The 24,362-nt window shown below is 72.1% G+C and carries 22 protein-coding genes and 1 riboswitch; of the genes, 7 read left to right on the top strand and 15 right to left on the bottom strand.

Features of this window, described 5'->3' with window-relative positions; all coding sequences use genetic code 11:
- Positions 1-53: 53 nt before the first annotated feature.
- Positions 54-515 (top strand): DUF3093 domain-containing protein, encoded by a 462-nt coding sequence (locus SCAB_RS11365; protein WP_013000215.1) that lies wholly within the window; start codon positions 54-56, stop codon positions 513-515.
- Positions 516-570: 55 nt separating this feature from the next.
- On the opposite strand, the gene SCAB_RS11370 is transcribed toward SCAB_RS11365, so the two are convergent.
- From SCAB_RS11370 to SCAB_RS11385, 4 genes are all read right to left on the bottom strand, one after another.
- Positions 571-1,521, bottom strand: a complete 951-nt coding sequence (locus SCAB_RS11370; RefSeq protein ID WP_013000216.1) for a hypothetical protein — start codon at positions 1,519-1,521, stop codon at positions 571-573.
- Between the two features lie 13 nt (positions 1,522-1,534).
- A complete protein-coding gene (locus SCAB_RS11375) occupies positions 1,535-1,831 on the bottom strand; it encodes a DUF4193 domain-containing protein (RefSeq protein WP_005481602.1) in 297 nt (98 codons plus the stop codon).
- A 402-nt stretch (positions 1,832-2,233) separates the two neighbouring features.
- Entirely contained in the window at positions 2,234-3,496 is a 1,263-nt protein-coding gene (locus SCAB_RS11380) for a sensor histidine kinase (protein WP_013000217.1), read from the bottom strand.
- A 6-nt stretch (positions 3,497-3,502) separates the two neighbouring features.
- A complete protein-coding gene (locus SCAB_RS11385; RefSeq protein ID WP_013000218.1) occupies positions 3,503-4,156 on the bottom strand; it encodes a response regulator transcription factor in 654 nt (217 codons plus the stop codon).
- Between the two features lie 418 nt (positions 4,157-4,574).
- Between SCAB_RS11385 and SCAB_RS47685 the strand changes: the two genes are divergently transcribed.
- Positions 4,575-4,739, top strand: coding sequence for a hypothetical protein (locus SCAB_RS47685; protein ID WP_005481595.1), 165 nt, complete (start codon positions 4,575-4,577; stop codon positions 4,737-4,739).
- Between the two features lie 110 nt (positions 4,740-4,849).
- Here SCAB_RS47685 and SCAB_RS11390 read toward each other — a convergent pair whose 3' ends face one another.
- Positions 4,850-5,668: an inositol monophosphatase family protein gene (locus SCAB_RS11390; RefSeq protein WP_013000219.1), complete on the bottom strand. Its 819-nt coding sequence runs from the start codon at positions 5,666-5,668 to the stop codon at positions 4,850-4,852.
- Between the two features lie 8 nt (positions 5,669-5,676).
- Positions 5,677-6,807: a ferrochelatase gene (locus SCAB_RS11395; protein WP_013000220.1), complete on the bottom strand. Its 1,131-nt coding sequence runs from the start codon at positions 6,805-6,807 to the stop codon at positions 5,677-5,679.
- 150 nt (positions 6,808-6,957) lie between these two features.
- Between SCAB_RS11395 and SCAB_RS11400 the strand changes: the two genes are divergently transcribed.
- The 3 genes from SCAB_RS11400 to sepH all read left to right on the top strand — a co-directional run bounded on the left by SCAB_RS11400 (position 6,958) and on the right by sepH (position 10,934).
- Entirely contained in the window at positions 6,958-8,199 is a 1,242-nt protein-coding gene (locus SCAB_RS11400) for an MFS transporter (protein WP_013000221.1), read from the top strand.
- On the top strand, positions 8,159-9,478 hold the full coding sequence (locus SCAB_RS11405) for a D-arabinono-1,4-lactone oxidase (protein ID WP_013000222.1): 1,320 nt from the start codon (positions 8,159-8,161) through the stop codon (positions 9,476-9,478). Before SCAB_RS11400 ends, SCAB_RS11405 begins: the two co-directional genes overlap by 41 nt.
- 418 nt (positions 9,479-9,896) lie before the next feature.
- Positions 9,897-10,934 (top strand): septation protein SepH, encoded by a 1,038-nt coding sequence (gene sepH / locus SCAB_RS11410; protein ID WP_013000223.1) that lies wholly within the window; start codon positions 9,897-9,899, stop codon positions 10,932-10,934.
- Positions 10,935-11,133: 199 nt separating this feature from the next.
- Here the strand turns inward: sepH and SCAB_RS11415 are convergent, their stop codons facing one another.
- Positions 11,134-11,961: a sulfurtransferase gene (locus SCAB_RS11415; protein WP_013000224.1), complete on the bottom strand. Its 828-nt coding sequence runs from the start codon at positions 11,959-11,961 to the stop codon at positions 11,134-11,136.
- Positions 11,962-12,283: 322 nt separating this feature from the next.
- On the opposite strand from SCAB_RS11415, the gene SCAB_RS11420 reads away from it, so the two are divergent.
- The gene (locus SCAB_RS11420) at positions 12,284-13,078 is read left to right on the top strand and encodes a VOC family protein (protein ID WP_037724015.1); all 795 of its coding nucleotides are present in this window, start codon (positions 12,284-12,286) and stop codon (positions 13,076-13,078) included.
- Positions 13,079-13,135: 57 nt separating this feature from the next.
- Here the strand turns inward: SCAB_RS11420 and SCAB_RS11425 are convergent, their stop codons facing one another.
- The 4 genes from SCAB_RS11425 to SCAB_RS11440 all read right to left on the bottom strand — a co-directional run bounded on the left by SCAB_RS11425 (position 13,136) and on the right by SCAB_RS11440 (position 18,670).
- On the bottom strand, positions 13,136-13,783 hold the full coding sequence (locus tag SCAB_RS11425) for a thymidine kinase (RefSeq protein ID WP_020114136.1): 648 nt from the start codon (positions 13,781-13,783) through the stop codon (positions 13,136-13,138).
- Positions 13,784-13,844: 61 nt separating this feature from the next.
- Positions 13,845-15,032: an alkaline phosphatase family protein gene (locus SCAB_RS11430; protein WP_013000226.1), complete on the bottom strand. Its 1,188-nt coding sequence runs from the start codon at positions 15,030-15,032 to the stop codon at positions 13,845-13,847.
- Positions 15,032-15,619, bottom strand: a complete 588-nt coding sequence (locus SCAB_RS11435) for a DUF5998 family protein (RefSeq protein ID WP_013000227.1) — start codon at positions 15,617-15,619, stop codon at positions 15,032-15,034. The genes SCAB_RS11430 and SCAB_RS11435 overlap by 1 nt, the downstream gene beginning before the upstream one ends.
- A gap of 156 nt (positions 15,620-15,775) precedes the next feature.
- Positions 15,776-18,670, bottom strand: a complete 2,895-nt coding sequence (locus tag SCAB_RS11440) for a bifunctional acetate--CoA ligase family protein/GNAT family N-acetyltransferase (RefSeq protein ID WP_013000228.1) — start codon at positions 18,668-18,670, stop codon at positions 15,776-15,778.
- 190 nt (positions 18,671-18,860) lie between these two features.
- On the opposite strand from SCAB_RS11440, the gene SCAB_RS11445 reads away from it, so the two are divergent.
- A complete protein-coding gene (locus SCAB_RS11445; protein ID WP_013000229.1) occupies positions 18,861-19,142 on the top strand; it encodes an HPr family phosphocarrier protein in 282 nt (93 codons plus the stop codon).
- A gap of 175 nt (positions 19,143-19,317) precedes the next feature.
- On the opposite strand, the gene SCAB_RS11450 is transcribed toward SCAB_RS11445, so the two are convergent.
- From SCAB_RS11450 to SCAB_RS11465, 4 genes are all read right to left on the bottom strand, one after another.
- Positions 19,318-20,022, bottom strand: a complete 705-nt coding sequence (locus tag SCAB_RS11450) for a GntR family transcriptional regulator (protein ID WP_013000230.1) — start codon at positions 20,020-20,022, stop codon at positions 19,318-19,320.
- Between the two features lie 200 nt (positions 20,023-20,222).
- Entirely contained in the window at positions 20,223-21,011 is a 789-nt protein-coding gene (locus tag SCAB_RS11455) for a M23 family metallopeptidase (RefSeq protein WP_013000231.1), read from the bottom strand.
- 13 nt (positions 21,012-21,024) lie between these two features.
- Positions 21,025-21,194: riboswitch (cyclic di-AMP (ydaO/yuaA leader) on the bottom strand.
- 213 nt (positions 21,195-21,407) lie between these two features.
- On the bottom strand, positions 21,408-22,796 hold the full coding sequence (locus tag SCAB_RS11460; RefSeq protein WP_013000232.1) for a M16 family metallopeptidase: 1,389 nt from the start codon (positions 22,794-22,796) through the stop codon (positions 21,408-21,410).
- On the bottom strand, positions 22,793-24,169 hold the full coding sequence (locus SCAB_RS11465; protein ID WP_173402861.1) for a M16 family metallopeptidase: 1,377 nt from the start codon (positions 24,167-24,169) through the stop codon (positions 22,793-22,795). Before SCAB_RS11465 ends, SCAB_RS11460 begins: the two co-directional genes overlap by 4 nt.
- Between the last annotated feature and the right edge of the window lie 193 nt (positions 24,170-24,362).

Below are 24,362 nucleotides of genomic sequence, written 5' to 3' on the forward strand. Positions count from 1 at the left end.
CCTCGCTCGCCCCTCTTCCCGGGCCCGAGGGCGCCCGTGCCAAGCTAGACACCATGCAGCCCCCCGCCCCGCCGTACGAAGAACGCCTCACCGCGCCCCGCTCCTGGTGGCTCGTGTGCTTGCTGGTCGGCGTCTCGATGGCCCTCATCCTGCTGCCCTTCGGCACCCTCCCCCTCCTGGGCGGGTTCGCCGGCGGCACGGCGGTCGCGGCGGTCGTCGCCAGCTCCTACGGCTCGGTCCGCATCCGCGTCGTCGGAGGTTCCCTGATCGCGGGCGAGGCGAAGATCCCGGTGAGCGCCCTGGGCGAGCCGGAGATCCTGGACCGCGAGGAGGCCCAGGCCTGGCGCACGTACAAGGCCAACCCCCACGCGTTCATGCTTCTGCGCGCGTACGTTCCCACCGCCCTGCGCGTCCCGGTCACCGACCCGGCCGACCCGACCCCGTACGTGTACCTGTCGACGCGCGAACCGGAGCGCCTGGTGGCCGCCCTGGAGGCGGCGAGGACGCCGGCGTAGCGCGCCGCGGGCTCCGGCAGGGGCGTTTTCTCGCCGAACTCTTACCGCCGGGGGCTCAGCCGCCGCCGAGTTCCTTCGGCAACTCCCCGATCGTCAGGGGGTCGGCGGGCTTCTCCAGCGGCGCGAGTTCCGGCAGCGCCTCCCACGGCACCTGTGTGCGCCGCAGGTCCTTGCGGATGCGCTCCGCGAGGCGTCTGGTGTCCCGGTGGTTCATGACCGCCCCGACCGCCGCGCCGACCAGGAACGGCATCAGGTTCGGCAGGTCGCGCACCATCCGCTTCATGATCTGCTGCCGCAGCTGCCGCTTCATCTGTCCGCCGAGCGCGGAGTTGACCGTGGAGGGTCTGGTCACGTCGATGCCGCGTTCCGAGGACCAGGAGTTCAGGTAGGCGGTGCTGCGCTGCCGCAGATTCCCCGGGGGCCGCGCCCCGTACACCTCGTGCAGTTCGGCGATGAGCTTGAGCTCGATCGCGGCGACCCCGGTGATCTCGGCGGCCAGCTCCGCGGGCATGGCGGGCGGCGCGGGCAGCATCGCGGCGGCCCCGACGCCCGCGCCCACCGTGGACGTGGCGTAGGCGGCCCCCGCGACGAGCTTGTCGGCGATCTGCTCGGGCCCCAGTCCCGGGAACTGGGCGCGCAGAGCCGCGAGATCGCGTACGGGAATCCGCGGGGCGATCTCGATGATCCGGTCGGTGATGTACGCGAGCCCCGCTCTGGCCCGGTCACCGCTCTTGCGGGCCCCGACCTTCAGGCCCTCTTTCAGTCCTGCGCGGACGACGGCCGCGCGCCGGTCGGCGACCGGCGCCGGAACCTCCACCGGTACGGGCAGGCGCCCCTGCTCATCCGTGGCGCCCCCCGACGCCATGTCGGACGCACGTTCGAGCGAGGCCGCTCCCTGGTCGGAGGAGCCCCGCTCGTCGTCACGCACGCCGTCGGAGCCGTCGTGGGGCCCCGGGTCCGCCCCCTTGCGGGAGCGGCGCTTCCAAGGAGGGGTCGAGCCGGTCACGGCCGACCCCGCCTCAGTCGCAGTCGCGGCAGATGGGCTGACCGTTCTTCTCGCGGGCCAGCTGGCTGCGGTGGTGCACCAGGAAGCAGCTCATGCAGGTGAACTCGTCCTGCTGCTTGGGCAGTACCCGGACGGCCAGCTCCTCGTTCGAGAGGTCGGCCCCGGGCAGTTCCAGGCCTTCCGCGGCCTCGAACTCGTCTACATCCACGGCGGACGTCGACTTGTCGTTCCGGCGAGCCTTGAGTTCTTCCAGGCTGTCCGAGTCGACGTCGTCGTCGGTCTTGCGTGGGGTGTCGTAATCCGTTGCCATGTCGCTCTCCCCCTCTGGGTGTCTGCGGTGTCTCCCGCACGTAACGCGTGAGAGGCCGGACTTGTGCCCGACCTGAGGCGGAGATTTTGCCTCACATCAAGGTCTGTTACTCAATCGACACCCAACCGGACTCCTCAAGAGTGATCGGCTTGGATGGCGAACGGGACCGTACACGGTCCGGAGGCTGCTTATCAAAGGCGCTTCAGCATGTACTTCCCGTGATCTCAACCCCTGAAAACCCGGATTATCCCGGCTTTCCGGAGGCCACATGATCACGCTCGGTAGATGGCCGGAAATTCGCCCATGTGATCGATCACACATCGGTCGTGCACGACCGATTCGATCAGGTGCCCCGAAAATTCCGCGCAAAGCGAACACGTCCTGGAAACCGGGGCCATTTTCTCAGACGGGCAGGGTCACGCGCATCACGAGTCCCCCTCCCTCACGTGGCCGGGCGGCGATATGGCCGCCGTGCGCGCGGGCGACGGACCGGACGATCGACAGGCCGAGGCCCACGCCCTTGTCACTGCCCGTGCGCTCCGTACGCAGCCGCCGGAACGGCTCGAAAAGATTGTCGATCTCGTACGCCGGGACCACGGGCCCGGTGTTCGTGACCACCAGGACCGCCTGTCCGTGCTGCAGCTCCGTCGTGACCTCCACCCAGCCGCCCGGCCCCGGCACGTTGTACCGGACGGCGTTCTGGACCAGGTTCAGGGCGATGCGCTCCAGCAGGACGCCGTTGCCCTGGACGACCGCGGGGGCCCACTCGCCGCGGATCTCCACCTTCTTGGCCTCCGCCTCGGAGCGCACCTGGTCGATGGCCCGGGAGGCGACCTCGGCGAGGTCCACGGGCTTGCGCTCGACGATCTGGTTGTCGCTGCGGGCCAGCAGCAGCAGACCTTCGACGAGCTGCTCGCTGCGCTCGTTGGTGGCGAGCAGCGTCTTGCCCAGCTGCTGCAGCTCGGTCGGCGCGCCCGGATCGGAGAGGTGCACCTCCAGCAGGGTGCGGTTGATCGCGAGCGGTGTCCGCAGCTCGTGCGAGGCGTTCCCGACGAACCGCTGCTGGGCGGTGAAGGCACGCTGGAGCCGGTCCAGCATCTCGTCGAAGGTGTCCGCCAGCTCCTTCAGCTCGTCGTCCGGACCGTCCAGCTCGATCCGGCGCGACAGGTCCGAGCCGGCCACCGCGCGGGCGGTGCGGGTGATCCGGCCGAGCGGCGCGAGCACCCGGCCCGCCATCGCGTACCCGAACGCGAACGCGATCACCGCAAGCCCGAGCAGGGCCAGCAGGGAACGGCTGAGCAGGGTGTCCAGGGCCTTCTGGCGGTGGTCGTCGATGCAGGCGGAGATCGCCGCGTTGAAGTCGTCGAGCTTGAGGTTGGTCGGGGCCGTGTTGGCGTCGACCGTGGGACACAGGGCGCTGGAGACGCTGATGTTGTCGCCCCCCTCGATCTTGAACACCGGCGTGTTGCCGGTGCTCACGGCCTGGGCGGCGAGCAGATAGATGATCGACAGCAGCAGGATCCCGGCGATCAGGAACATGCCGCCGTACAGCAGCGTGAGCCTTATCCGGATGGTCGGGCGCAGCCAGGGCAGCGGGTTCTGCGCCCGCCGGGGGTCCCAGGTGGGCTTCGGGGGCGCCTGGGGCGGCGCCGGGGCGGGGGCCACGGCGGATCAGATCCGGTAGCCGGAGCCGGGCACGGTGACGATGACCGGGGGCTCGCCCAGCTTGCGGCGCAGCGTCATGACCGTCACCCGTACGACGTTGGTGAACGGGTCGGTGTTCTCGTCCCAGGCCTTCTCCAGGAGCTGTTCCGCCGAGACGACCGCGCCCTCGCTGCGCATCAGCACCTCCAGCACGGCGAACTCCTTCGGCGCGAGCTGGACCTCCTTGCCGTCCCGGAAGACCTCGCGGCGGTTGGGGTCCAGCTTGATCCCGGCCCGCTCCAGGACCGGCGGCAGCGGCACGCTCGTGCGCCGGCCGAGGGCCCGTACACGTGCGATCAGCTCGCTGAAGGCGAAGGGCTTGGGCAGATAGTCGTCGGCGCCGATCTCCAGGCCCTCGACGCGGTCGCTGACGTCGCCGGACGCGGTCAGCATCAGCACGCGCGTGGGCAGGCCCAGCTCGACGAGCCTGCGGCAGACGTCGTCGCCGTGGACGAGGGGGAGGTCGCGGTCGAGGACGACCACGTCGTAGTCGTTGACGCCGATGCGTTCCAGGGCGGCCGCACCGTCGTACACGACGTCGACGGCCATGGCCTCCCGGCGCAGTCCGGTGGCCACCGCATCGGCGAGCAGCTGCTCGTCCTCGACGACGAGTACGCGCACGTCGCTTGTCCTTCCTGTGTCCACCCGCGTAGCGCGCCGAGGGCGCGCACGGGCGGGGTGTGCGTGGGTGTGTGGACCTCCATCCTGCCTTTTTCAGCCGTAAGTCGGCTGTAAGGCGGCCCTTCGGCGGGAAGGCCGCGGGCGCGGGGCGCCGAACGCGGGATTTTTTCGTCCGGCCGAGGTTTCCGTCCGGGAGACCGGGGGGAGGACGGCTTTACACCCCGCGATCACGCTCCGCTTGTGCCGCACCACCATGCGGTACGCGGCAATCCGCTTTTCCGCAGGAGCGGGCGTGGGTGTCCGGCACCGTCGCCTCCCGGCCCGGGTGGCGCTGGGCATCCACAGGAGACGTGATCGCCCCTTCCGAACGGCACACCCCCGTGCCATCGACCCACGACCCAGGACGAGGGGGCGCAGCATGGACGCTTTCACCGCAGGACTTCTGCAGCGCATAAGGACGACCGAGTCCGACCTGACCAGGGCTCGCGACGAGGGCGACGACTTCCTCGCCGAGGTGGAGCAGGGCGAGCTCGACGACCTGCGCCGTCTCGCCGCCGACCACGGCGTGGAGGTCGGCGCCTAGGGTCACCGCCCTGGGCGTCCGGTTCTCCCGGCCCACTGCCCCAGCCCGCACGCACACGGCGGGCCCCCGCCAGATCCAGGCCGGGGGCCCGCCGCTTTTTTCGCGTCCGCTCAGTCGTGCCAGGCGCCGAGGTCCTCCAGGCGGGTCTGGAGGACCTCGAAGAGGCCGGGTGGGGCGGCGACGGTCAGCTCGGGCGAGAGGGGCTCCGAGGGGCGGCCACCGGTCAGGGCGCCCGCCTCCCGGGCGATGAGGTCGCCCGCCGCGTAGTCCCAGGGGTTGAGGCCCCGCTCGTAGTAGGCGTCCAGGCGGCCCGCGGCCACGTCGCACAGGTCGATCGCGGCCGAGCCGCCGCGCCGGATGTCCCGCACGTACGGGATCAGTTCGCGCAGCACGTCGGCCTGCCGGGCCCGGCGTTCGGCGCGGTAGCCGAAACCGGTGCCGACGAGGGCCAGCGCCGGCTCCGGGGCGGGGCGCACGCGCGCGGGACGGTCGTTCAGGTACGCGCCCGCACCGAGGACGGCCCGGAAGGTCTCGCCCCGCTCCGGGGCGTGGACCACGCCCACGACCGTCTCGCCGTCCACCCGGACCGCGATGGAAACGGCCCAGCTGGGCAGTCCGTAGAGGTAGTTGACGGTGCCGTCGATGGGGTCGATCACCCACTGGACACCGCTGGTGCCCTCGACGCTGGCGCCCTCCTCGCCGAGCACGCCGTCGAGCGGCCTGCGCTCGGCCAGCAGGCCGGTGATCAGCTTCTCGGAGGCGATGTCCATCTCGGTGACGACGTCGACCGCGCTGGACTTGGTGGCGGCGACGCCCAGGTCGGCGGGGCGGCCGTCGCGCAGGAAGGTTCCCGCGCGGCGGGCCGCCTCCAGGGCGGTCTCCAGCAGTTCGGCGCGCAGTCCCTCGGGGTGCTCTGGCTGGTCGGTCACGGTGCTCCTCACGCGTACGGGCTGTCGGCGCCCGCGGCTGCGGGCCTGGGTGCGCGGGCCGGACAGCAGCCGACCGGGCACAGGTGGTGGCTCGCGCCGAGCGTGCCGAGGGCGCACGGGGCGACCGCGTCCTCGCCGCGTTCGACCGCCGCCCGCTCCAGGACCAGGTCCCGGATCGCGGCGGCGAACCGCGGGTCGGCGCCCACCGTGGCGGAGCGGCGGACCGGCAGCCCCAGTTCCCGGCCCTTGGCCATGGCCTCGGTGTCGAGGTCGTACAGGACCTCCATGTGGTCCGAGACGAACCCGATGGGTGCCATCACGACGGCCGGGGCCCCGGACGCGTGCCGCTCCTCCAGGTGGTCGCAGATGTCGGGCTCCAGCCACGGGATGTGCGGGGCGCCGGAGCGGGACTGGTAGACGAGCTGCCAGGGGTGCTCCACGCCGGTCCGCTCGCGCACGGCGTCGACGACGAGCCGCGCGACGTCCAGGTGCTCGGCGACGTAGGCACCGCCGTCCCCGTGGTCCTCGACCGGGCCGGAGGTGTCCGCCGAGGCGTTCGGGATGGAGTGCGTGCAGAAGGCGAGGTGCGCGCCGTCGCGCACGTCCTCGGGGAGGTCGGCGAGCGACCGCAGGACGCCGTCGATCACGGGTTCCAGGAAGCCCGGGTGGTTGAAGTAGTGCCGGATCTTGTCGATCCTCGGCGGCTCCAGTCCCTCGGCCTCCAGCGCGGCGAGCGAGTCGGCGAGGTTCTCGCGGTACTGGCGGCAGCCCGAGTAGGAGGCGTACGCGCTGGTGGTGAGGACCAGCACGCGGCGGCGGCCGTCGGCGGCCATCTCACGCAGCGTGTCGGTCAGATAGGGAGCCCAGTTGCGGTTGCCCCAGTAGACCGGCAGGTCCAGCCCGTGCTCGGCGAAGTCCTTGCGGAGGGCGTCGAGCAGGGCACGGTTCTGGGCGTTGATCGGACTGACCCCGCCGAACAGGAAGTAGTGCTGTCCGACTTCCTTGAGGCGTTCCTTGGGGATGCCGCGCCCTCGTGTCACGTTCTCCAGGAACGGGACCACGTCGTCCGGGCCCTCCGGGCCGCCGAACGAGAGCAGGAGCAGGGCGTCGTAGGGGGTGGCGTCGTGCGCGTGTGGCATGTCGTCGATCCTGCCACCCGGCGCCGACGGCCGGGATCCCGGCCTGCACCCGAGGATGACTTAGGGTGACCTCACCCGTAAGCTGTACCGACCGCGGTCACGCCTTACGCGGACGCCTCTCCTCCGCCTACCGGACCGACCGGAGACCCCGTGCCCAGCCCGTACACCGCCCTGTTCGCCGCCCCCGGCACCAAGAGCTTCACCGCCGCGGGTCTTCTCGGGCGGATGCCGCTGTCCATGATGGGCATCGGCGTGGTCACGATGATCTCCCAGCTCACCGGACGGTACGGCCTGGCGGGCGCGCTGTCGGCGACCATCGCGCTGTCCGCCGCCGTGCTCGGCCCGCAGATCTCGCGGCTGGTCGACCAGTACGGACAACGGCGGGTGCTGCGCCCGGCGACGCTGGTGGCGCTGACCGCGTCGGCCGCGCTGTTGTTCGCCGCGCACCGCTCCTGGCCGGACTGGGTGCTGTACGTCTGCTCGGCCGGTATCGGCTGTGTGCCGAGCCTCGGCGCGATGACCCGGGCACGCTGGGCGGCCCTGTACCGGGACACCCCGCAGCTGCACACGGCGTACTCCTTCGAGTCGGTCGTCGACGAGGTCTGCTTCATCTTCGGGCCGATCATCTCCATCGGGCTGTCCACCGCGTGGTTCCCGGAGGCGGGCCCGCTGCTGGCGGCCTGCTTCCTGGCGGCCGGCGTCTTCTGGCTCACCGCCCAGCGGGCGACCGAACCGGCGCCGCATCCGCGCGACCGGCACGACCGGGGCCGTTCGGCGCTGCGCTCGCCCGGACTGCAGGTCCTGGTGGCCACCTTCGTGGCCACCGGAGCGATCTTCGGGGCCGTCGACGTGGTCACGGTGGCATTCGCCGAGGAGCGCGGTCACAAGGCCGCCGCGAGCGTCGTCCTGGCCGTGTACGCGGCCGGTTCCTGCGCCGCGGGCGTCGTCTTCGGGCTGTTGCGCTTCGCCGGGGCGGCGGAACGACGGTGGCTGCTGGGCGTGTGCGCCATGGCCGTGAGTATGATCCCCCTCCTACTGGTCGGAAACTTGCCGTTCCTGGCCGTGGCGCTCTTCGTCGCCGGACTGTCCATCGCACCCACGATGATCACGACGATGTCCCTGATCGAGGAGCACGTACCACGCACGCAACTGACCGAGGGCATGACCTGGGTGGGCACCGGGCTCGCGGTCGGGGTGGCGCTCGGTTCCTCGGTCTCCGGCTGGGTGATCGACGCCGCCGGGGCGCGGGCGGGGTACGTGGTTCCGGCGGCGTCCGGAGCCGTCGCGGTCGCGGTGGGTTTCCTCGGGTACCGCCGGCTGCGCAGGCCGGCTCCTAGGCGGGGAGGGCCCCATGAGCACCACAGTGATCGGCAAGAGCGGCACGTGGCGTAACTGGGCGGGGAACGTCACCGCCCGGCCCGTGCGGGAGGTCACGCCCGCCACGGTCGAGGAACTCGCCGCGGCCGTACGGCGGGCCGCCGAGGACGACCTGCGGGTGAAGGCCGTCGGCACGGGCCACTCGTTCACGGCCGCCGCCGCGACCGACGGCGTGCTGATCCGTCCCCAACTGCTGACGGGCATACGGAAGATCGACCGTGAGGCCATGACCGTCACGGTCGCCGCCGGCACCCCGCTCAAGCGGCTCAACAGGGCCCTCGCGCGCGAGGGGCTGTCGCTCACGAACATGGGCGACATCATGGAGCAGACGGTCTCCGGCGCCACCAGCACCGGAACGCACGGCACGGGCCGGGACTCGGCCTCGATCGCCGCCCAGATCCGGGGACTCGAACTGGTCACCGCGGACGGCTCGGTCCTCACCTGCTCGCCGACCGAGAACCCCGACGTGTTCGCCGCCGCCCGTGTCGGCATCGGCGCCCTCGGCATCGTCACCGCGATCACCTTCGCCGTGGAGCCGATCTTCCTGCTCACGGCGCGCGAGGAACCGATGCCGTTCGAGAAGGTCATGGCCGAGTTCGACGAACTGCACGCCGAGAACGAGCACTTCGAGTTCTACTGGTTCCCGCACACCGGCAACACCAACACCAAGCGCAACAACCGCAGCGCGGGCCCCGAGAAGCCCGTCCCCCAGCTGAACAGCTGGTTCGAGGACGAGTTCCTCTCCAACGGCGTCTTCCAGGTGGCCAACTGGGTGGGCCAGGCGGTCCCCGCCACCATCCCGACGATCGCGCAGATCTCCAGCCGCGCCCTGTCCGCGCGGACCTACACCGACATCCCCTACAAGGTCTTCACCTCCCCGCGCCGGGTGCGGTTCGTGGAGATGGAGTTCGCCGTGCCGCGCGAGGCCCTGGTGGACACGCTGCGTGAAGTCAAGGCGATGGTCGACCGTTCGAAGCTGCGCGTCAGCTTCCCCGTCGAGGTGCGCACGGCGCCGGCCGACGACATCGCGCTCTCCACCGCCTCCGGCCGGGAAAGCGCCTACGTCGCCGTCCACATGTTCAAGGGCACGCCCTATCAGGCGTACTTCACCGCCGCCGAGCGGATCTTCACCGCGCACGAGGGGCGGCCGCACTGGGGCAAGGTGCACACCCGCGACTCGGACTACTTCGCCAAGGTCTACCCCCGGTTCGGCGAGTTCACCGCACTGCGTGACCGGCTGGACCCCGAACGGCGTTTCCAGAACGACTACTTGCGCCGGGTGCTGGGCGCCTAGCCGGGTCGGGGATGCCGGTGATCGCGTGAAGCGCGTCCCTCCCGAGGTCACGAAAAGGTCTGCTCCCGCGGCCGATTGACGTCACCCACGAGAAAGTCGGGCGGCGTGCCGATCCACGCAAGTGGCCCGAATGGAGTACTGTTGCGAGCCCTGGGTCCGGACTCCCGCCAGGGTGTCCGGGGCCTCCAAGGACCGCCGGGAGGGGGACCGTTGCACAGGGTGATGAGGTTCGTCACTTAGCGTTGCGAATTGATAACCGTGCCATAACGGCGATCTCGGGCCCACGCTCGACACGCCGGGCAATCAGGCAAGGTTGTGGCAGGCTGCACCCGGGCAGGCCACACTCGACTAGCGGAACACTCGACTAGCGGAAGCAGCGACGCACGTGACGTCGGCAGGCACCACCCGGGAGGTCCCCATGCCCGAACTGCGTGTCGTGGCCGTCTCCAATGACGGCACACGGCTGGTGCTGAAGGCTGCCGATTCCACGGAGTACACGCTGCCGATCGACGAGCGGCTGCGTGCCGCCGTGCGCGGCGACCGTCCTCGCCTCGGTCAGATCGAGATCGAGGTGGAGAGCCATCTCCGCCCCCGTGACATCCAGGCGCGGATACGCGCGGGTGCCACGGCCGAGGAGGTCGCGCAGCTCGCCGGCATCCCCGTGGACCGGGTGCGCCGGTTCGAGGGCCCCGTCCTCGCCGAGCGCGCCTTCATGGCGGAGCGGGCCCGCAAGACCCCGGTCCGCCGCCCTGGAGAGAACGCGGCCGGACCCCAGCTCGGCGAGGCCGTCCAGGAGCGGCTGCTGCTGCGCGGCGCCGAGAAGGACACCGTCCAGTGGGACTCCTGGCGCCGGGACGACGGCACCTGGGAAGTGCTGCTCGTGTACTGCGTCGCCGGTGAACCGCACTCGGCGAGCTGGACGTACGACCCGCCCAGGCGGCTCGTCCAGGCCGTCGACGACGAGGCACGCTCGCTGATCGGCGAGTCCGACGACCTCGGGACGCCCGAGCCGAGCTTCCCGTTCGTGCCGAGGATCGCCCGGCTGCCCCGCGACCGCCCCCTGGACCGCCAGGCGGACCGTCCCGCCCTGCCGGGGCCGCCGCCCGAGTCCGACGAGGACCTGGTGAGCGAGCGCGACTCGCTGACCAGCATCCTGGAGGCCGTTCCCAGCTACCGGGGCGACCTGGTGGTGCCCGAACTGCCCTCCCTCGAACCGCAGGAGGAGTCCGCTTCCGTCGAGGAGGTGGCGGAGGAGGAGTCCGCGGCCCCCGCGGCCTCGGCCGGTTCCGCGTACGCGGACGTCCTCATGCCGCGGTCGGTCAACGGCCACCGCGACCGGCTGATCGGCGCCACCGACCGGCAGGCCGAGGCGGACGGCGTCCGCCCGGGCCGCCGCGCGGCGGTGCCGAGCTGGGACGAGATCGTGTTCGGGACGCGGCGCAAGAAACAGGAGTAACGGACCTGCGGCGGTGAGGGGGTCGGACCGGTCGCCCCGATGGACCGGTGTGCTCGTCTGTGTCTCCGGCGGTGTCCTGTCCGCGTCGTCGCCGACGCTGTCCGATGGTGTTTTTTGTTGGTGCAGGATCGGTTATTCATACGGGTGAGGGGCCCGCGTCGTTCAGACGCGGGCCCCTCGGCATTCCGTCAGCGCCCGCTCACCGGGGGTCGGGGCCGGTGGCGACCGGCCGGCTCCCGTCCCGGGACCACTCCGACCACGAGCCCACGTACAGCGCCGCCGGGATGCCGGCGACCGCCAGGGCCAGCACCTCGTGGGCCCCTGAGACACCGGAGCCGCAGTACACGCCGACCTCGGTGCCGGGCCTCGCGCCGAGCCCCTTGAAGCGGTCGGCGAGTTCGGCGGCGGACCGGAAGCGGCCGGATTCGGCCACGTTCTCCGTGGTGGGGGCGGACACCGCACCCGGGATGTGGCCGCCGACCGGATCGATGGGCTCCACGTCACCGCGGTAGCGCTCGGCGGCCCTGGCGTCCAGCAGCAGTCCGGTGCGGGCCAGCTCGGCGGCGCCGTCCGCGTCGAGCAGCGGCAGCGCGCCGGGGGCGGGCTCGAAGGTGCCGGGCGCGGGCTGCGGGACCTCGGCCGTCAGAGGGCCCTCCCAGGCCGCCAGACCGCCGTCCAGGACCCGTACCGAGGGGTGCCCCGCCCAGCCGAGCAGCCACCACGCGCGCGCGGCGGCCCAGTTGAGGCCGCCGTCGTGGACGACGACGGGGCGGTCGGCGCTGACCCCGGCCGCCCGCATCGTCGCGCCGAAGGCGCCGGTGTCGGGCAGCGGGTGACGGCCGCCGGAGCCCGCCGGGCCGGCCAGCTCGGCGTCCAGGTCGACGAAGACGGCTCCCGGGATGTGGGCCCTGTCGTACTCGGGACGCAGGTTCGGGCCGCCCAACTGCCAGCGGACGTCCAGGAGGACCGGCGGACGGGGGCCCGCCAGTTCGCCGGCGAGGTCGGCGGCGGAGATGATGGCGTTCATGGCTCCATCCTCGCGTACGGGGTGGCCGCGTCGCCCGGGTCCGGCTACTCTGCCCGCCGGGCGATGCCGATCACCGGGTGTACGGGATCGGACACATGCCGTACAGCCGATGGACCTCGCACGGCCGCGCCGCGGACGGCGCCCGGTACCGGATCGTCCGGCATCCTCGGGCACGCAGGCCGCGCGCGGCGGTGCGGCGCGGGTCCGGCACGCCATGGGTGGTGCGAGCATCGGCACGGGGCGTGATCGCGCGCGGACGCGGTACACGCGTCCCGAGGGCGGACGGACACGGCCACCGCGAGGGGCCGAGGAGAGAGTGACGATGACCGAGGCACGGGGGTCGGCCGGCCTGAGCGGCGCCGCGTATCCACCGGGCACGCCCTGCTGGGTGAGCCTGATGGTGCACGGGACGGCCACGACCCAGGAGTTCTACGGGGCCCTGTTCGGCTGGGAGTTCCAGCCCGGCCCCCAGCAGCTCGGCCCGTACGTGCGGGCCCTGCTCGACGGGCGCCAGGTGGCGGGCATCGGACAGCTCCCGCCCGACCGCCATCTGCCCGTCGCCTGGACGCCGTACTTCGCCTCGGACGACGCGGACCGGACCGCGGAGACCGTACGGCACTGCGGCGGCACGGTCGGCGTCGGTCCGCTGGACGCCGGCGAGGCGGGCCGCCTGGTGATCGCCTCCGATCCCGCGGGGGCCGTCTTCGGCGTCTGGCAGGCCGCGGAGCACCTCGGAGCGGACATCGGCGGAGTCCCCGGCACCCCTGCGTGGGACGAGCTCCTCACCGTCGACAGCTCGCTGGTCGCCAAGTTCTACGAGACGACGTTCGGCTACGAGGAGGAGCCCCTGGTCTCGGCCGACGACGACTACCTCACCCTGCGCGTCGCGGGCCGCTCCGTCGCCGGCATCCACGGAGTCGGCGACGCGCTCCCCCGGGACCGGGGTCCGCACTGGCTGACCTACTTCGAGGTGGCGGACCCCGACGAGGCCGCCAACCGTGTCATCGAACTCGGCGGGCGGGTCCTCGACCCCACCCACGACACCCCGCACGGCCCGGTGGCCACACTGGCCGATCCGGAGGGCGCGAAGTTCGCCGTGGTGCACACCCAGCGCTGAACCGCCCGCCGCGTCCGTCGCCCGATCGGGTGATCCCGGGGGCTCCCACCGGTCCCGTCAGACCGTCTCGACGGGGAGGACGTCCGGAGCGAGGGCGCTCGCGTGCGCGGAGGCCGCCGTCATCCGGCGGCGGTGGTGACGACGGCAGAGCACCTCGTAGCCGATGTCGTCGGGCTGATTGACGTCGCCGACGACCACCTGGGCACCCTCGACGACCATCTGGCCGCCTATGGTGCGGGCGTTGTGGGTGGCACGGGCGCCGCACCAGCACAGGGCCTCCACCTGGAGGACCTCGACGCGGTCGGCCAGCTCCACCAGGCGCTGGGAGCCGGGGAAGAGCTTGGAGCGGAAGTCGGTCGTGATGCCGAAGGCGTACACGTCCAGGCTCAGGTCGTCCACGACGCGGGCGAGCTGGTCGATCTGCTCGGGGGCGAGGAACTGGGCCTCGTCCGCGATCACGTAGTCCGCACGACGGCCCTGGGAGAGGTGGTCGACCAGGTACGCGTAGAGGTCCTGCCCGTCCTCGACCTCCACGGCGTCGGTGACCAGGCCGAGCCGCGACGACAGCTTGCCCTCGCCCGCGCGGTCGTCCCGCGTGAAGATCATGCCCTGGAGGCCGCGCGCCGAACGGTTGTGCTCTATCTGGAGGGCCAGCGTCGACTTCCCGCAGTCCATGGTTCCGGAGAAGAACACCAGCTCGGGCATGGTGAGTTGAGCACCTTTCGGCATGGACGGCGACGGGTGGGGCCGGGTGGCGGACAGGGCGTCAGGAGCGTACTTCGAGGAGCGGGACCAGCTGTTCCGCGGGGGTCATCGAGCCGTGGTTGCCGACCATCGCCGACTCCTTGGGCTCCCGTTCGGAGGCGGTGATCAGGACGTCGTCGTGTGCCGCCGCGACCACGTCGCCGATGCGGGCGTACACACGGTCGTCGATCCGCGGTCCGAACCAGCCCGCCGCGATCGCCTCGTCGCGCGAGGCGATCCAGAACTGCTCGCCCAGCACCTCGCGCCAGCAGGTCAGCACGTCCGTCTCCGCCCCCGGTACCGCGTACACATGGCGGGCCCGGCCCTCGCCGCCCAGCAGGGCGACCCCGGCCCGCAGCTCCCAGTCCTCGTCGAAGTCGATGCGGTGCTGCTCGTCGAACGGGACGTCGAGCATGCCGTGGTCCGCGGTGACGTACAGGGCGGTGCGCGGCGGGAGCTGCTCGGCCAGGCGCTGGACGAGCCGGTCGACGTGCATGAGCTGGCCGCGCCAGGGGTCCGAGTCGACGCCGAAGCGGTGTCCCGCGCCGTCCAGTTCGGAGTAGTAGGTGTAGATCAGCGCGCGGTCCCCGGCGGCCAGTTGCTCCGCGGCCACGTCCATGCGGTCGTCGCCGGAGAGCCGGCCGTGGAAGGTGCCGCCGCTCAGCGCGATCTTCGTGAGGGGGGTGTTCTGGAAGGCAGGGGAGGTGACCTGGGCGGTGTGCACACCCGCCCGGTCGGCTAGCTGGAAGACCGTGGGGTACGGCTGCCACACCTTCGGCTCCGTCCACGGCTGCCAGCGGAGCTGGTTCATCAGCTCCCCGGTCCGCGGGTCACGGACCGTGTAGCCGGGCAGTCCGTGCGCGCCCGGCGGCAGGCCGGTGCCCACGGAGGCGAGGGAGGTGGCGGTGGTGGCGGGGTATCCCGCGGTGAGGGGGCGGCCGGTGCCACCGCGCGAGGACGCCAGCAGCGCGTTCATGTAGGGCGCCTCGTCGGGGTGCGCCCTCAGCTGCTCCCAGCCCAGGCCGTCGACGAGGAACACGCAGGCCCGGTCGGCGGGGGTCAGCTCCGGTATCGACGCGGTCGTACCGGGAACCCCCATGCCCGCCGCGAGGGTGGGCAGGAGATCGGCGAGCGAGCCGGTCCCGTACGCGGGGACGGGGGCGGAGCCGAGGGTGAGGGGTTCCGGGTCGTCCCAGGTGGGCAGGGCCATCAGCGGGCGGTGTCCGCGGTGGCCTCGGAGAGGGACTGCGCGAAGGCGAGGGCCTGGCGCACGGTCTCCGGGCCGTCCCCGGCCTCGCTGACGCGCAGGCTGAGGTCGTCCGCCGTCGAGCTGCCCGTGTAGCCGTGGTCCGCCTCGCAGTTGGGGTCGCCGCAGGCGGCGGGCTCCAGGTCGATGCGGGAGACGGCACCCCAGCCGATGGTCAGGACGACCTCGCGGGGCAGGGTGCCCGGCGTGTACGACTCGGGGTTGGCGACGACACGGCTGAGCACGACCGACGAGATCCGGCCGATCTTCACCGACTCGGTCGAGGTCGTGGCGTACGGGGTCGGTGAGGTGGTGTCCGCGGCCTGCTCGTCGGTGTGGCTGACGATGAAGCGGTTGCCCGTGAGGACGAGGACGGTGACATGCCGCCGCACCTCGTTCGCGTCGAACGTCGTCTCCTGGTGGACCAGGTACGACTTGATGGCCTCGCCGCCGACAGCGGCCTCCACCGCCTCGGCCACGAGGGCCGGGTAGTAGCCGCTGCGCTCGATCGCCGCACGCAGCCCCTGGGTCGTCGTACTGGTCTTGGCCATGATGTCCATCCTACGGGGGCGCACTGACTGCGAGGGACCGCTCTGCCGTCTCCGTTATGTCGTGGACGGATCAAGCAGACGGATCAATGCGGGCAGCCGCGCGCCGACCTCCCGCGGGTCGCGGGTCGTCCCCGGTGCTCCCGCGACGCGCGTCCCTCAGTAGACCGGCAGCGTCCTCGGGCCGAGGTCGTCGCGCAGGGGCGGGCGGGCGAGCCGGACGGTGGCGCCGAGGACGCTCAGACCGTGCGGGGCGACGACGACGGGTTCGAGGGAGACCGCCACGACCTCGGGATGGTCGTCGACCAGCCGGGAGACGCGCAGCAGCAACTCCTCCAGCGCGTCCGTGTCGACGGGGGCGGAGCCCCGCCAGCCGAAGAGGAGCGGCGCCGTCCTGATCGACCGGACCAGTGAGGCCGCGTCCCGTTCGGTGGCCGGAATCAGGCGGTGGGCCATGTCGCCGAGCAACTGCGAGGCGGGCCCCGCGAGCCCGAACGAGAGCACGGCTCCGGCCGCCGGGTCCACCACCGTCCGGACGATCGTGTCGACCCCGCGCGGGGCCATGCCCTGCACCACCGGCCGCAGTTCCCCGGGGCTCCCGAACAACTCGGTCAGCTCCGAGTACGCCCGGCGCAGCTGCTCCTCGTCCGCCAGGTCGAGCCGGACGCCGCCGAGGTCGGCCCGGTGCCGCAGGTGCGGGGCGGTGGTCTTGAGCGCGACGGGGTAGCCGATGGCCTCGGCCGCCCGGGCCGCCTCGTCGGGGGTGAGGGCGGGCCGCGCCTGCCGCAGGCGGATGCCGTACCGCCCGAGCAGCGCGCCCGCCTCCTCGGCGCCGAGCGTGCGCCCCTCGCCCGTGGACAGCAGCGCGTCGATCCGCTCGGCCGTCCCCTTCTCGTCGATGTCCTCGTACGCGGGCACCCGTCCCGGTTCCGCCGCGTCCCGCCGCCACTGCGCGTAGTGGACGGCCTCGGAGAGCGCGCGGACGGCCCGCTCGGCGGCCGGGTAGGCGGGGATGAGCCGGGAGGGGGGCTCGGTCGTGGCGCCCGTCGCCTCTCCCGTCTCCGGTGTCGCCCGCACCTCGGCGGCGGCCGGCAGCGCGCACGGCAGGGGGGCGGGACCCTCGATGCCGGGCGTCCCGTCGCCTGCCTGCGGTGCCGTGCCGGGCGCCCGGTCGCCTGCCCGCGGTGCCGTGCTGGCCGCCGCCGACAGTGCCTCGGCCAGCCCGCCCAGCTCGACATGGACGACGAGCACCGGCTTCGAGGGGTTCGCGGCGGCGGCCGAGCGCAGCGCCTCGGCCAGGGCCGCGTCCCCCGGAGACGTCTGGCCCAGTGTCGGTATGGCCGTGACCACCACCGCGTCGCACGTGTCGTCGGCGAGCACCCGGGACAGGGCCGCGTGGAAGTCCGCCGCCGAGGCCCCGGTCGTCAGGTCCAGCGGCCGGAGCGGGCGGAGCCCCTCGGAGAGGCAGGCGTCGTACGTGAGCATTCCCAGCGACTCGGAGTTCCCGAGGATCGCCACCCGGGGCCCCGCCGGCAGCGGCTGCCGGGCCAGCAGCAGCCCCGCGTCGACCAGTTCCGTGATCGTGTCGACCCGGATCACCCCGGCCTGCCGCAGCAACGCGGACACGGTGGTGTGCGGCAGCTCGGTGGCGCGGACGGCGTGCCCCTGGGGCGCGGAACCGTGGCGCGCTCCCTGCACCACCACCAGCGGTTTGACCGCCGCGGTGCGCCGGGCGAGACGGGTGAACTTGCGCGGGTTGCCGATGGACTCCAGGTACATGAGGACGACATCGGTGTCCGGGTCCTCGTACCAGTACTGCAGGACGTCGTTCCCGGAGACGTCCGCGCGGTTGCCGGACGACACGAACGTGGAGACGCCCGTGACACCGGTGACCCCTCCCCCGCGCCGGTGCAGCCGGGACAGCAGCGCGATGCCGATGGCGCCGGACTGGGCGAAGAGGCCGATGCGCCCGGAGCGCGGCGCCTCGGGGGCGAGCGAGGCGTTGAGCCGAACGTCCGGGGCGGTGTTGATGATCCCGAAGGCGTTGGGGCCGATGATGCGCATGCCGTAGGTGCGTGCCTGGCGCACCAGTTCGCGCTGGCGCTCGCGCCCGTCGGGGCCGCTCTCGGCGTACCCGGCGGAGATGACGACGAGCCCCTGCACGCCGTGTTCCCCGCACTCGGCCACGACCTCGGGGACGTGTGCGGCGGGGACGGCGACGACCGCGAGGTCGACGGGCTCCCCGATGTCGGTGACGGAGCGGTGGGCGGGCACCCCGTCGATGTCCTTCTCGTCCTCGCCGAGAGCCCTGTTCACCGCGAACAGCCGCCCGGTGAAGCCCGCGGCCCGGAGGTTGGCGAGCACGCCGCGGCCCACTCCCCCCGGTGTGCGCCCGGCGCCGACGACGGCGACCGAGCCGGGGGCGAGCAGGCGCTGCACGGACCGGGCCTCGGCGCGCTGCTCCCGGGCGCGCTGCACGGCGAGGGAGCGGTCGGTGGGCTCCAGACCGAACTCCAGGCGGACGACGCCGTCCTCGAAGCTGCGCCTCTGCTGGTACCCGGCGTCGGTGAACACCTTGATCATCTTGCTGTTGGCGGGAAGCACCTCGGCGGCGAAGCGTCTGATGCCGCGTTCGCGGGCGACGGCGGCGATGTGTTCGAGGAGAGCGGAGGCGACGCCGCGGCCCTGGTGGGCGTCCTGGACGAGGAAGGCGACCTCCGCCTCGTCGGCGGGGGCGGACGCGGGCATTCCGTCGGGGCCGATGCGGTCGTAGCGTACGGTGGCGATGAACTCGCCGCCGACCGTGGCGGCGAGCCCCACCCGGTCCACGAAGTCGTGGTGAGTGAAGCGGTGGACGTCCTTGGCGGACAGGCGAGGGTACGGCGCGAAGAAGCGGTAGTACTTCGACTCGTCCGAGACCTGCTCGTAGAAGCTGACCAGACGCTCGGCGTCATCGACGGTGATGGGCCTGATGCGTGCGGTGCCGCCGTCGCGCAGCACCACGTCGGCCTCCCAGTGGGCGGGGTACTCGTGCCGGTCCGACGAGGTCTGCATGGGCCCCAGAGTACGGCTCGCGTCCGGCTGTGGCGCGGGGCAGCCCGGGGAAGCACAACAGAAGCGCGAGAGCCGGTTCGTGGCCAGGCCGTGGGCCCGTTCCACTCCGTCGCGCCATATGGGAAACTGGTCTAGACAACCCGGTCCAGACCACTCTGCACCACCCGAGACACCTGAAGGGCAGCATCACATGGCTGAGCGCCGCGTCAACGTCGGCTGGGCCGAGGGCCTCCACGCCCGACCCGCATCCATCTTCGTCCGGGCCACCACGGCCTCCGGTATCCCCGTGACGATCGCCAAGGCCGACGGGAACCCCGTCAACGCGGCCTCCATGCTGGCGGTCCTGGGCCTCGGCGCCCAGGGCGGCGAGGAGATCGTGCTCGCCTCCGACGCCGAGGGCGCGGACGCCGCGCTCGACCGCCTGGCGAAGCTCGTGGCCGAGGGGCTGGAGGAACTCCCCGAGACGGTCTGAAGCACCGGGTGACCGCCGGCCCGAACGGAAATGGCCCGAAAGGCCGGCCGTACACAAGTGGAGGGCTCGTCCGATTTATCGGGCGGGCCCTTCGCCTTTTCGTTCTCTTTTCGTTCTGCGGGCAGCAGAAATAATGCCCCACGGAATTCTTGCCTCTTTGTATACGGCTTCCGTGTTAATGCCGCAGGCTCGGCGTGTTTACGGGGTGTTGCGAAGTCCTCACACGGTCCGGGCGGTCGGGCCCGCCGGCCCCGCCCGGAAATCGGAACCGGTGCGCGGCGGTGGCGCGCTCGGTGTGCAGGGACGTGATCGTGCGGGCCCGGTCGCTGTCCCCGCGCGCGACGGCGTCCACGATCCCGCCGTGCTCCGCCCAGGACTCCACCGGGTCGGCCGGCGCCTCGACCGCGTACATCCAGGCGATCTTGTGCCGCAGCTGGGCGAGTGTCGAGGTCAGGGCGGGGCTGCCGGACGCCTGTGCGAGCGTCTCGTGGAACCAGCCGCCCAGGGAGCGCAGATCCTCGCTGGTGCCCCTCCTGGCCCGCTCCTGGCCCAGTCTGACCAGGCCGCGCAACACCTTGAGGTGCGCCTCCGTGCGGCGCTGGGCGGCCCTGGCGGCACCCAGCGGCTCCAGCAGCATGCGCATCTCCAGCAGGTCGGCGGCCTCCTGCTCGGTCGGCTCGGCGACGCACGCGCCCGCGTGGCGCCGGGTCACCACGAAGCCCTCGGCCTCCAGCGTGCGCAGCGCCTCGCGCACGGGGACCCGGCTGACGCCGTACCGGCGGGCGAGCAGTTCCTCGGTGAGGCGGCCGCCGCGCTCGTAGACACCCGCGACGATGTCGTCCCGGATCGCCGTGCATACCGAATGCGCCGGAATACGCATGACCGACCTCCGCATTAATCCCCGTGAAACGTCGATGATTGACGTGTCTTCCAGCGACTCTATTGCAGCGGGACGGAATTTCCGATGGCGGACCGGAATCCAGGGATATTTTTTGGACAGGAGGTGCATCACAAGAGGTTCACGCAACGCGAAAGGCCCCGGCTCGTGAGCCGGGGCCTTCGAAGGCGTGGAGCGAGGTGTCAGACGTTCACACCGTGCGCGCGCAGGTAGGAGACGGGGTCCATGTCCGAGCCGTACTCGGCCGTGGTGCGGGCCTCGAAGTGCAGGTGCGGGCCGGTGACGTTGCCGGTCGCCCCGGAGAGGCCGATCTGCTGGCCGGGGGTGACCGTCTGGCCGACGGAGACGCCGATGGACGACAGGTGGCCGTACTGGGTGTACGTGCCGTCGGTCATGCGGATGACGATGTTGTTGCCGTAGGCGCCGCCCCAGCCCGCCTCCACGACGGTGCCGGAGCCGACCGCCAGGACGGCCGTGCCGGTGGCGGCGTGGAAGTCGACGCCGGTGTGGCTGCCGGAGGACCAGACGGCGCCGCCGGCCTTGTAGCCGGTGGAGATGTAGGAGCCGGTGATCGGCGAGACGTAGGTGTTGAGGCGCTCGCGCTCGGCCGCGCGGGCGGCGCGGGCCTTGATCTCCTCGCGCTCCTTGGCGGCGGCACGTTCCTGCTCGGCCTTCTCGGCGGCGGCCTTGCGGGCCTCCTCCTGCGCCTTCTTCTTGACCTCGGCCACCTCGGCGGCCTGCTGCTGGGCGATGGCCTGGGCGTCCACCTGGTCGGCGACGGTGTCACCGAGGACGATGACCTGGTTCAGGCCGGTCTGCTCGACGGCGGGCTCCTCCGCGGCGAGCGCGGGGCCGGCAAGGGTGCCGATGACACCGGTGGTGGTGAGAGCGGCTACGCCCACGTTCCTCGTGGTCGTGCGCGACACACGGCCGGGACGGCGGTGCTTGCCAGGGGCGCGGGTGAACGCCATGAAGTGGCTGATCCTTTCCTTCCTTCTCGCCTACCGGGTTAGCTGACGGGTTCGGAGCAGGAAGGTCTCCTACGGCTGCCCCCCGTTTCGCGTGGCTCGCGAAGGGCACCCGATTCACCCCAGGGACTTCGGTGGGTCCCCGGCTCCCCAGGCTCGCGCCTCGGGACTCGGCGATGACTGTCCGGTGCCGCGGCTGCGGCGAACATCTGACGAACAGCCGGACCGACGCTAAGTGGGCCGTCTTCGAAATAACAAACGGATCACAGGATTTGTTAGCTACGCCACAGGTCAGACACACAACCTCCGCCATCAAACGGACAAAAGAGGGCCCTGGTGACTCTTCCGTCACCAGGGCCTCACTCGTGCGTGTCCTACGTCCGGTTTCTCCCCGGTTCCCTACTCGGCGGGTACGACGGTGACTTCGCCGATTCCGAGGGCCCTGACCGGCTCCTCGATCTGCGCGGCGTCCCCGACGAGGACGGTCACCAGGCGGTCCACCGGGAAGGCGTTCACGACGGCCGCGGTGGCCTCCACCGTGCCCGTGGCGGCGAGTTGGCGGTACAGCGTCGACTGGTAGTCGTCCGGCAGGTACTGCTCGACCTGGTCGGCCAGCGTGCCCGCCACGGCCGCGGCCGTCTCGAACTTGAGGGGGGCGACCCCGACGAGGTTCTGCACGGCCACGTCGCGCTCGGCGTCGGTCAGCCCCTCGGCGGCCAGGGTGCGCAGCACCGTCCACAGATCGTCCAGCGCCGGGCCGGTGTTGGGCGTGTCGACGGAGCCGCTGATGGCGAGCATCGCCGTGCCCGAGCCGTCGGGGGCGGAGCGCAGCACCTGGCCGAACGCGCGCACGCCATAGGTGTATCCCTTCTCCTCCCGCAGGACGCGGTCCAGCCGGGAGGTGAGGGTGCCGCCGAGACAGTAGGTGCCGAGCACCTGGGCCGGCCACACACGGTCGTGCCGGTCGGCGCCCACCCTGCCGATGAGCAACTGGGTCTGCACGGAGCCGGGCCGGTCCACGATGATCACGCGCCCGGTGTCGTCGGCGGTCACCGCCGGTACGACGCTGGGCTTGGCCGGGGAGCCGGTCCAGGCGCCCAGGGTGTCCCCGAGCAGCGTGCCGAGGTCGACCCCGGTGAGGTCGCCGACGACCACGGCGGTGGCCGTCGCGGGACGCACGTGCCGCTCGTAGAAGGCGCGTACGGCCGCGGAGTCGATGCCCTCCACGGTCTCCTCGGTGCCCTGGCGGGGACGCGACATGCGGGACGTGGCCGGGAACAGCTGCCGGGAGAGCTCCTTGGCGGCCCGCCGGCCCGGGTTGGCGGTCTCGTGCGGGATCTCGTCGAGCCGGTTGGCCACCAGACGCTCGATCTCGCCGTCGTCGAACGCGGGGGCCCGCAGGGCGTCCGCGAGCAGCCCCAGGGCCTTCTCCAGCCGCGACACGGGCACTTCGAGGGACAGTCGTACGCCGGAGTGGTCGGCGTGCGAGTCGAGGGTGGCGCCGCAGCGCTCCAGCTCGGCCGCGAACTCCTCGGCCGTGTGCTTGTCGGTGCCCTCGGAGAACGCCCTGGTCATGATGGTGGCGACGCCGTCGAGGCCGGCCGGCTCCGCGTCCAGGGGCGCGTCGAGGACGACCTCGACGGCGACGACCTGCTGGCCGGGGCGGTGGCAGTGCAGCACGGTCAGGCCGTTGGGCAGAGTGCCGCGCTCGGGCGCGGGGAACGCCCAGGGGCGGGCCTCGCCCGCCTGGGGCTGCTGGTGGAACTCCATGCTCGCGAGCTCGGTCACTTCGCCGACTCCTCGTTCTCGTCGGTGGTCTCGACGGCCTCCGTCCCGGCGGCCTCCTCTTCGGCGTCCTCTTCGCCGGCGACGGGCTCGTACACGAGCACCGCGCGGTTGTCGGGCCGCAGGCGGGCCTTGGCGATCTCCTGGACCTCGTCGGCCGTCACCTCCAGGACCCGGTCGACGGCGGTGAGGGCGAGCTTCGGGTCGCCGAACAGGACCGCGTAGCGGCACAGTTCGTCGGCGCGGCCCGCGACCGTGCCGAGCCGGTCCAGCCACTCGCGCTCCAACTGGGCCTGGGCGCGCTCCATCTCCTCGGCCGTGGGGCCCTCCGCGGCGAACCGGGCGAGCTCCTCGTCGACGGCCGCCTCGATGACCGGCACCTCGACGTCGCCGGAGGTCTTGACGTCCATCCACGCCATGGAGGGCGCGCCGGCCAGCCGCAGCAGGCCGAAGCCGGCCGTCACGGCCGTACGGTCGCGGCGTACGAGCCGGTTGTAGAGGCGGGAGGACTCGCCGCCGCCGAGGATGGTCAGGGCCAGGTCGGCGGCGTCGCACGCGCGGGTGCCGTCCTCCGGCAGCCGGTAGGCGGCCATCAACGCGCGCGCGGGCACGTTCTCCTCGACCACCTCGCGCAGCTGCTCGCCCATGACGTCGGGCAGCGCGCCGTCACGGGGCGCGGGCTTGCCGTCGTACGCGGGGATCGAGCCGAAGTACTTCTCCACCCAGGCGAGGGTCTGCTCCGGGTCGATGTCGCCGACGATCGACAGGACGGCGTTGTTGGGCGCGTAGTAGGTCCGGAAGAACTGCTGGGCGTCCTCCAGGCTCGCGGCCTCCAGGTCGTCCATCGAGCCGATGGGCGTGTGCCGGTAGGGGTGGCCCTCGGGGTAGGCCAGGCGGAAGATCTTCTCGAAGGCGGTGCCGTAGGGCACGTTGTCGTACCGCTGGCGGCGTTCGTTCTGGACGACCGCCCGCTGGTTGTCCAGGTTCTTCTGGTCGAGCGCGAGCAGCAGGCTGCCCATGCGGTCGGCCTCCAGCCACAGGGCCAGCTCAAGCTGGTGGGTGGGCATGGTCTCGAAGTAGTTGGTGCGCTCCCAGCTGGTGGTGCCGTTCAGCGAACCGCCGGCGCCCTGGACCAGCTCGAAGTGGCCGTTGTCCTTCACCTGGCCCGAGCCCTGGAACATCAGGTGCTCGAAGAGGTGGGCGAGGCCCGTACGGCCCGCGACCTCGTGGCGCGAACCGACGTCGTACCAGAGGCACACCGCGGCGACGGGGGTCAGGTGGTCCTCGGAGAGCACCACGCGCAGGCCGTTGTCCAGGCGGTGCTCCCTCACTGTCAGGCCTTCGGAGCCGGCCTCGGCTGTGGCCGTGTGACCCATGGGCGATACGTCCCTTCGATCGCTGTGCTGTGTGCGCGGGATCCGCGGTCGTGTCCGTCGTGGAAATCGTCGCGGAAACCGCTGTTTCCTGCCGGTCCCGCCACTGTATGCAAGCGCGCGGACCCCCGGAGAAGTTCCCGGGCGCGGTACGCCGAGAGCGAGACCGGGGTTGCGGCCCGCGGTCCGTGGTTAA

Origin of the sequence: Streptomyces scabiei 87.22 (assembly GCF_000091305.1) — a bacterium.
Lineage (GTDB): Bacteria > Actinomycetota > Actinomycetes > Streptomycetales > Streptomycetaceae > Streptomyces > Streptomyces scabiei.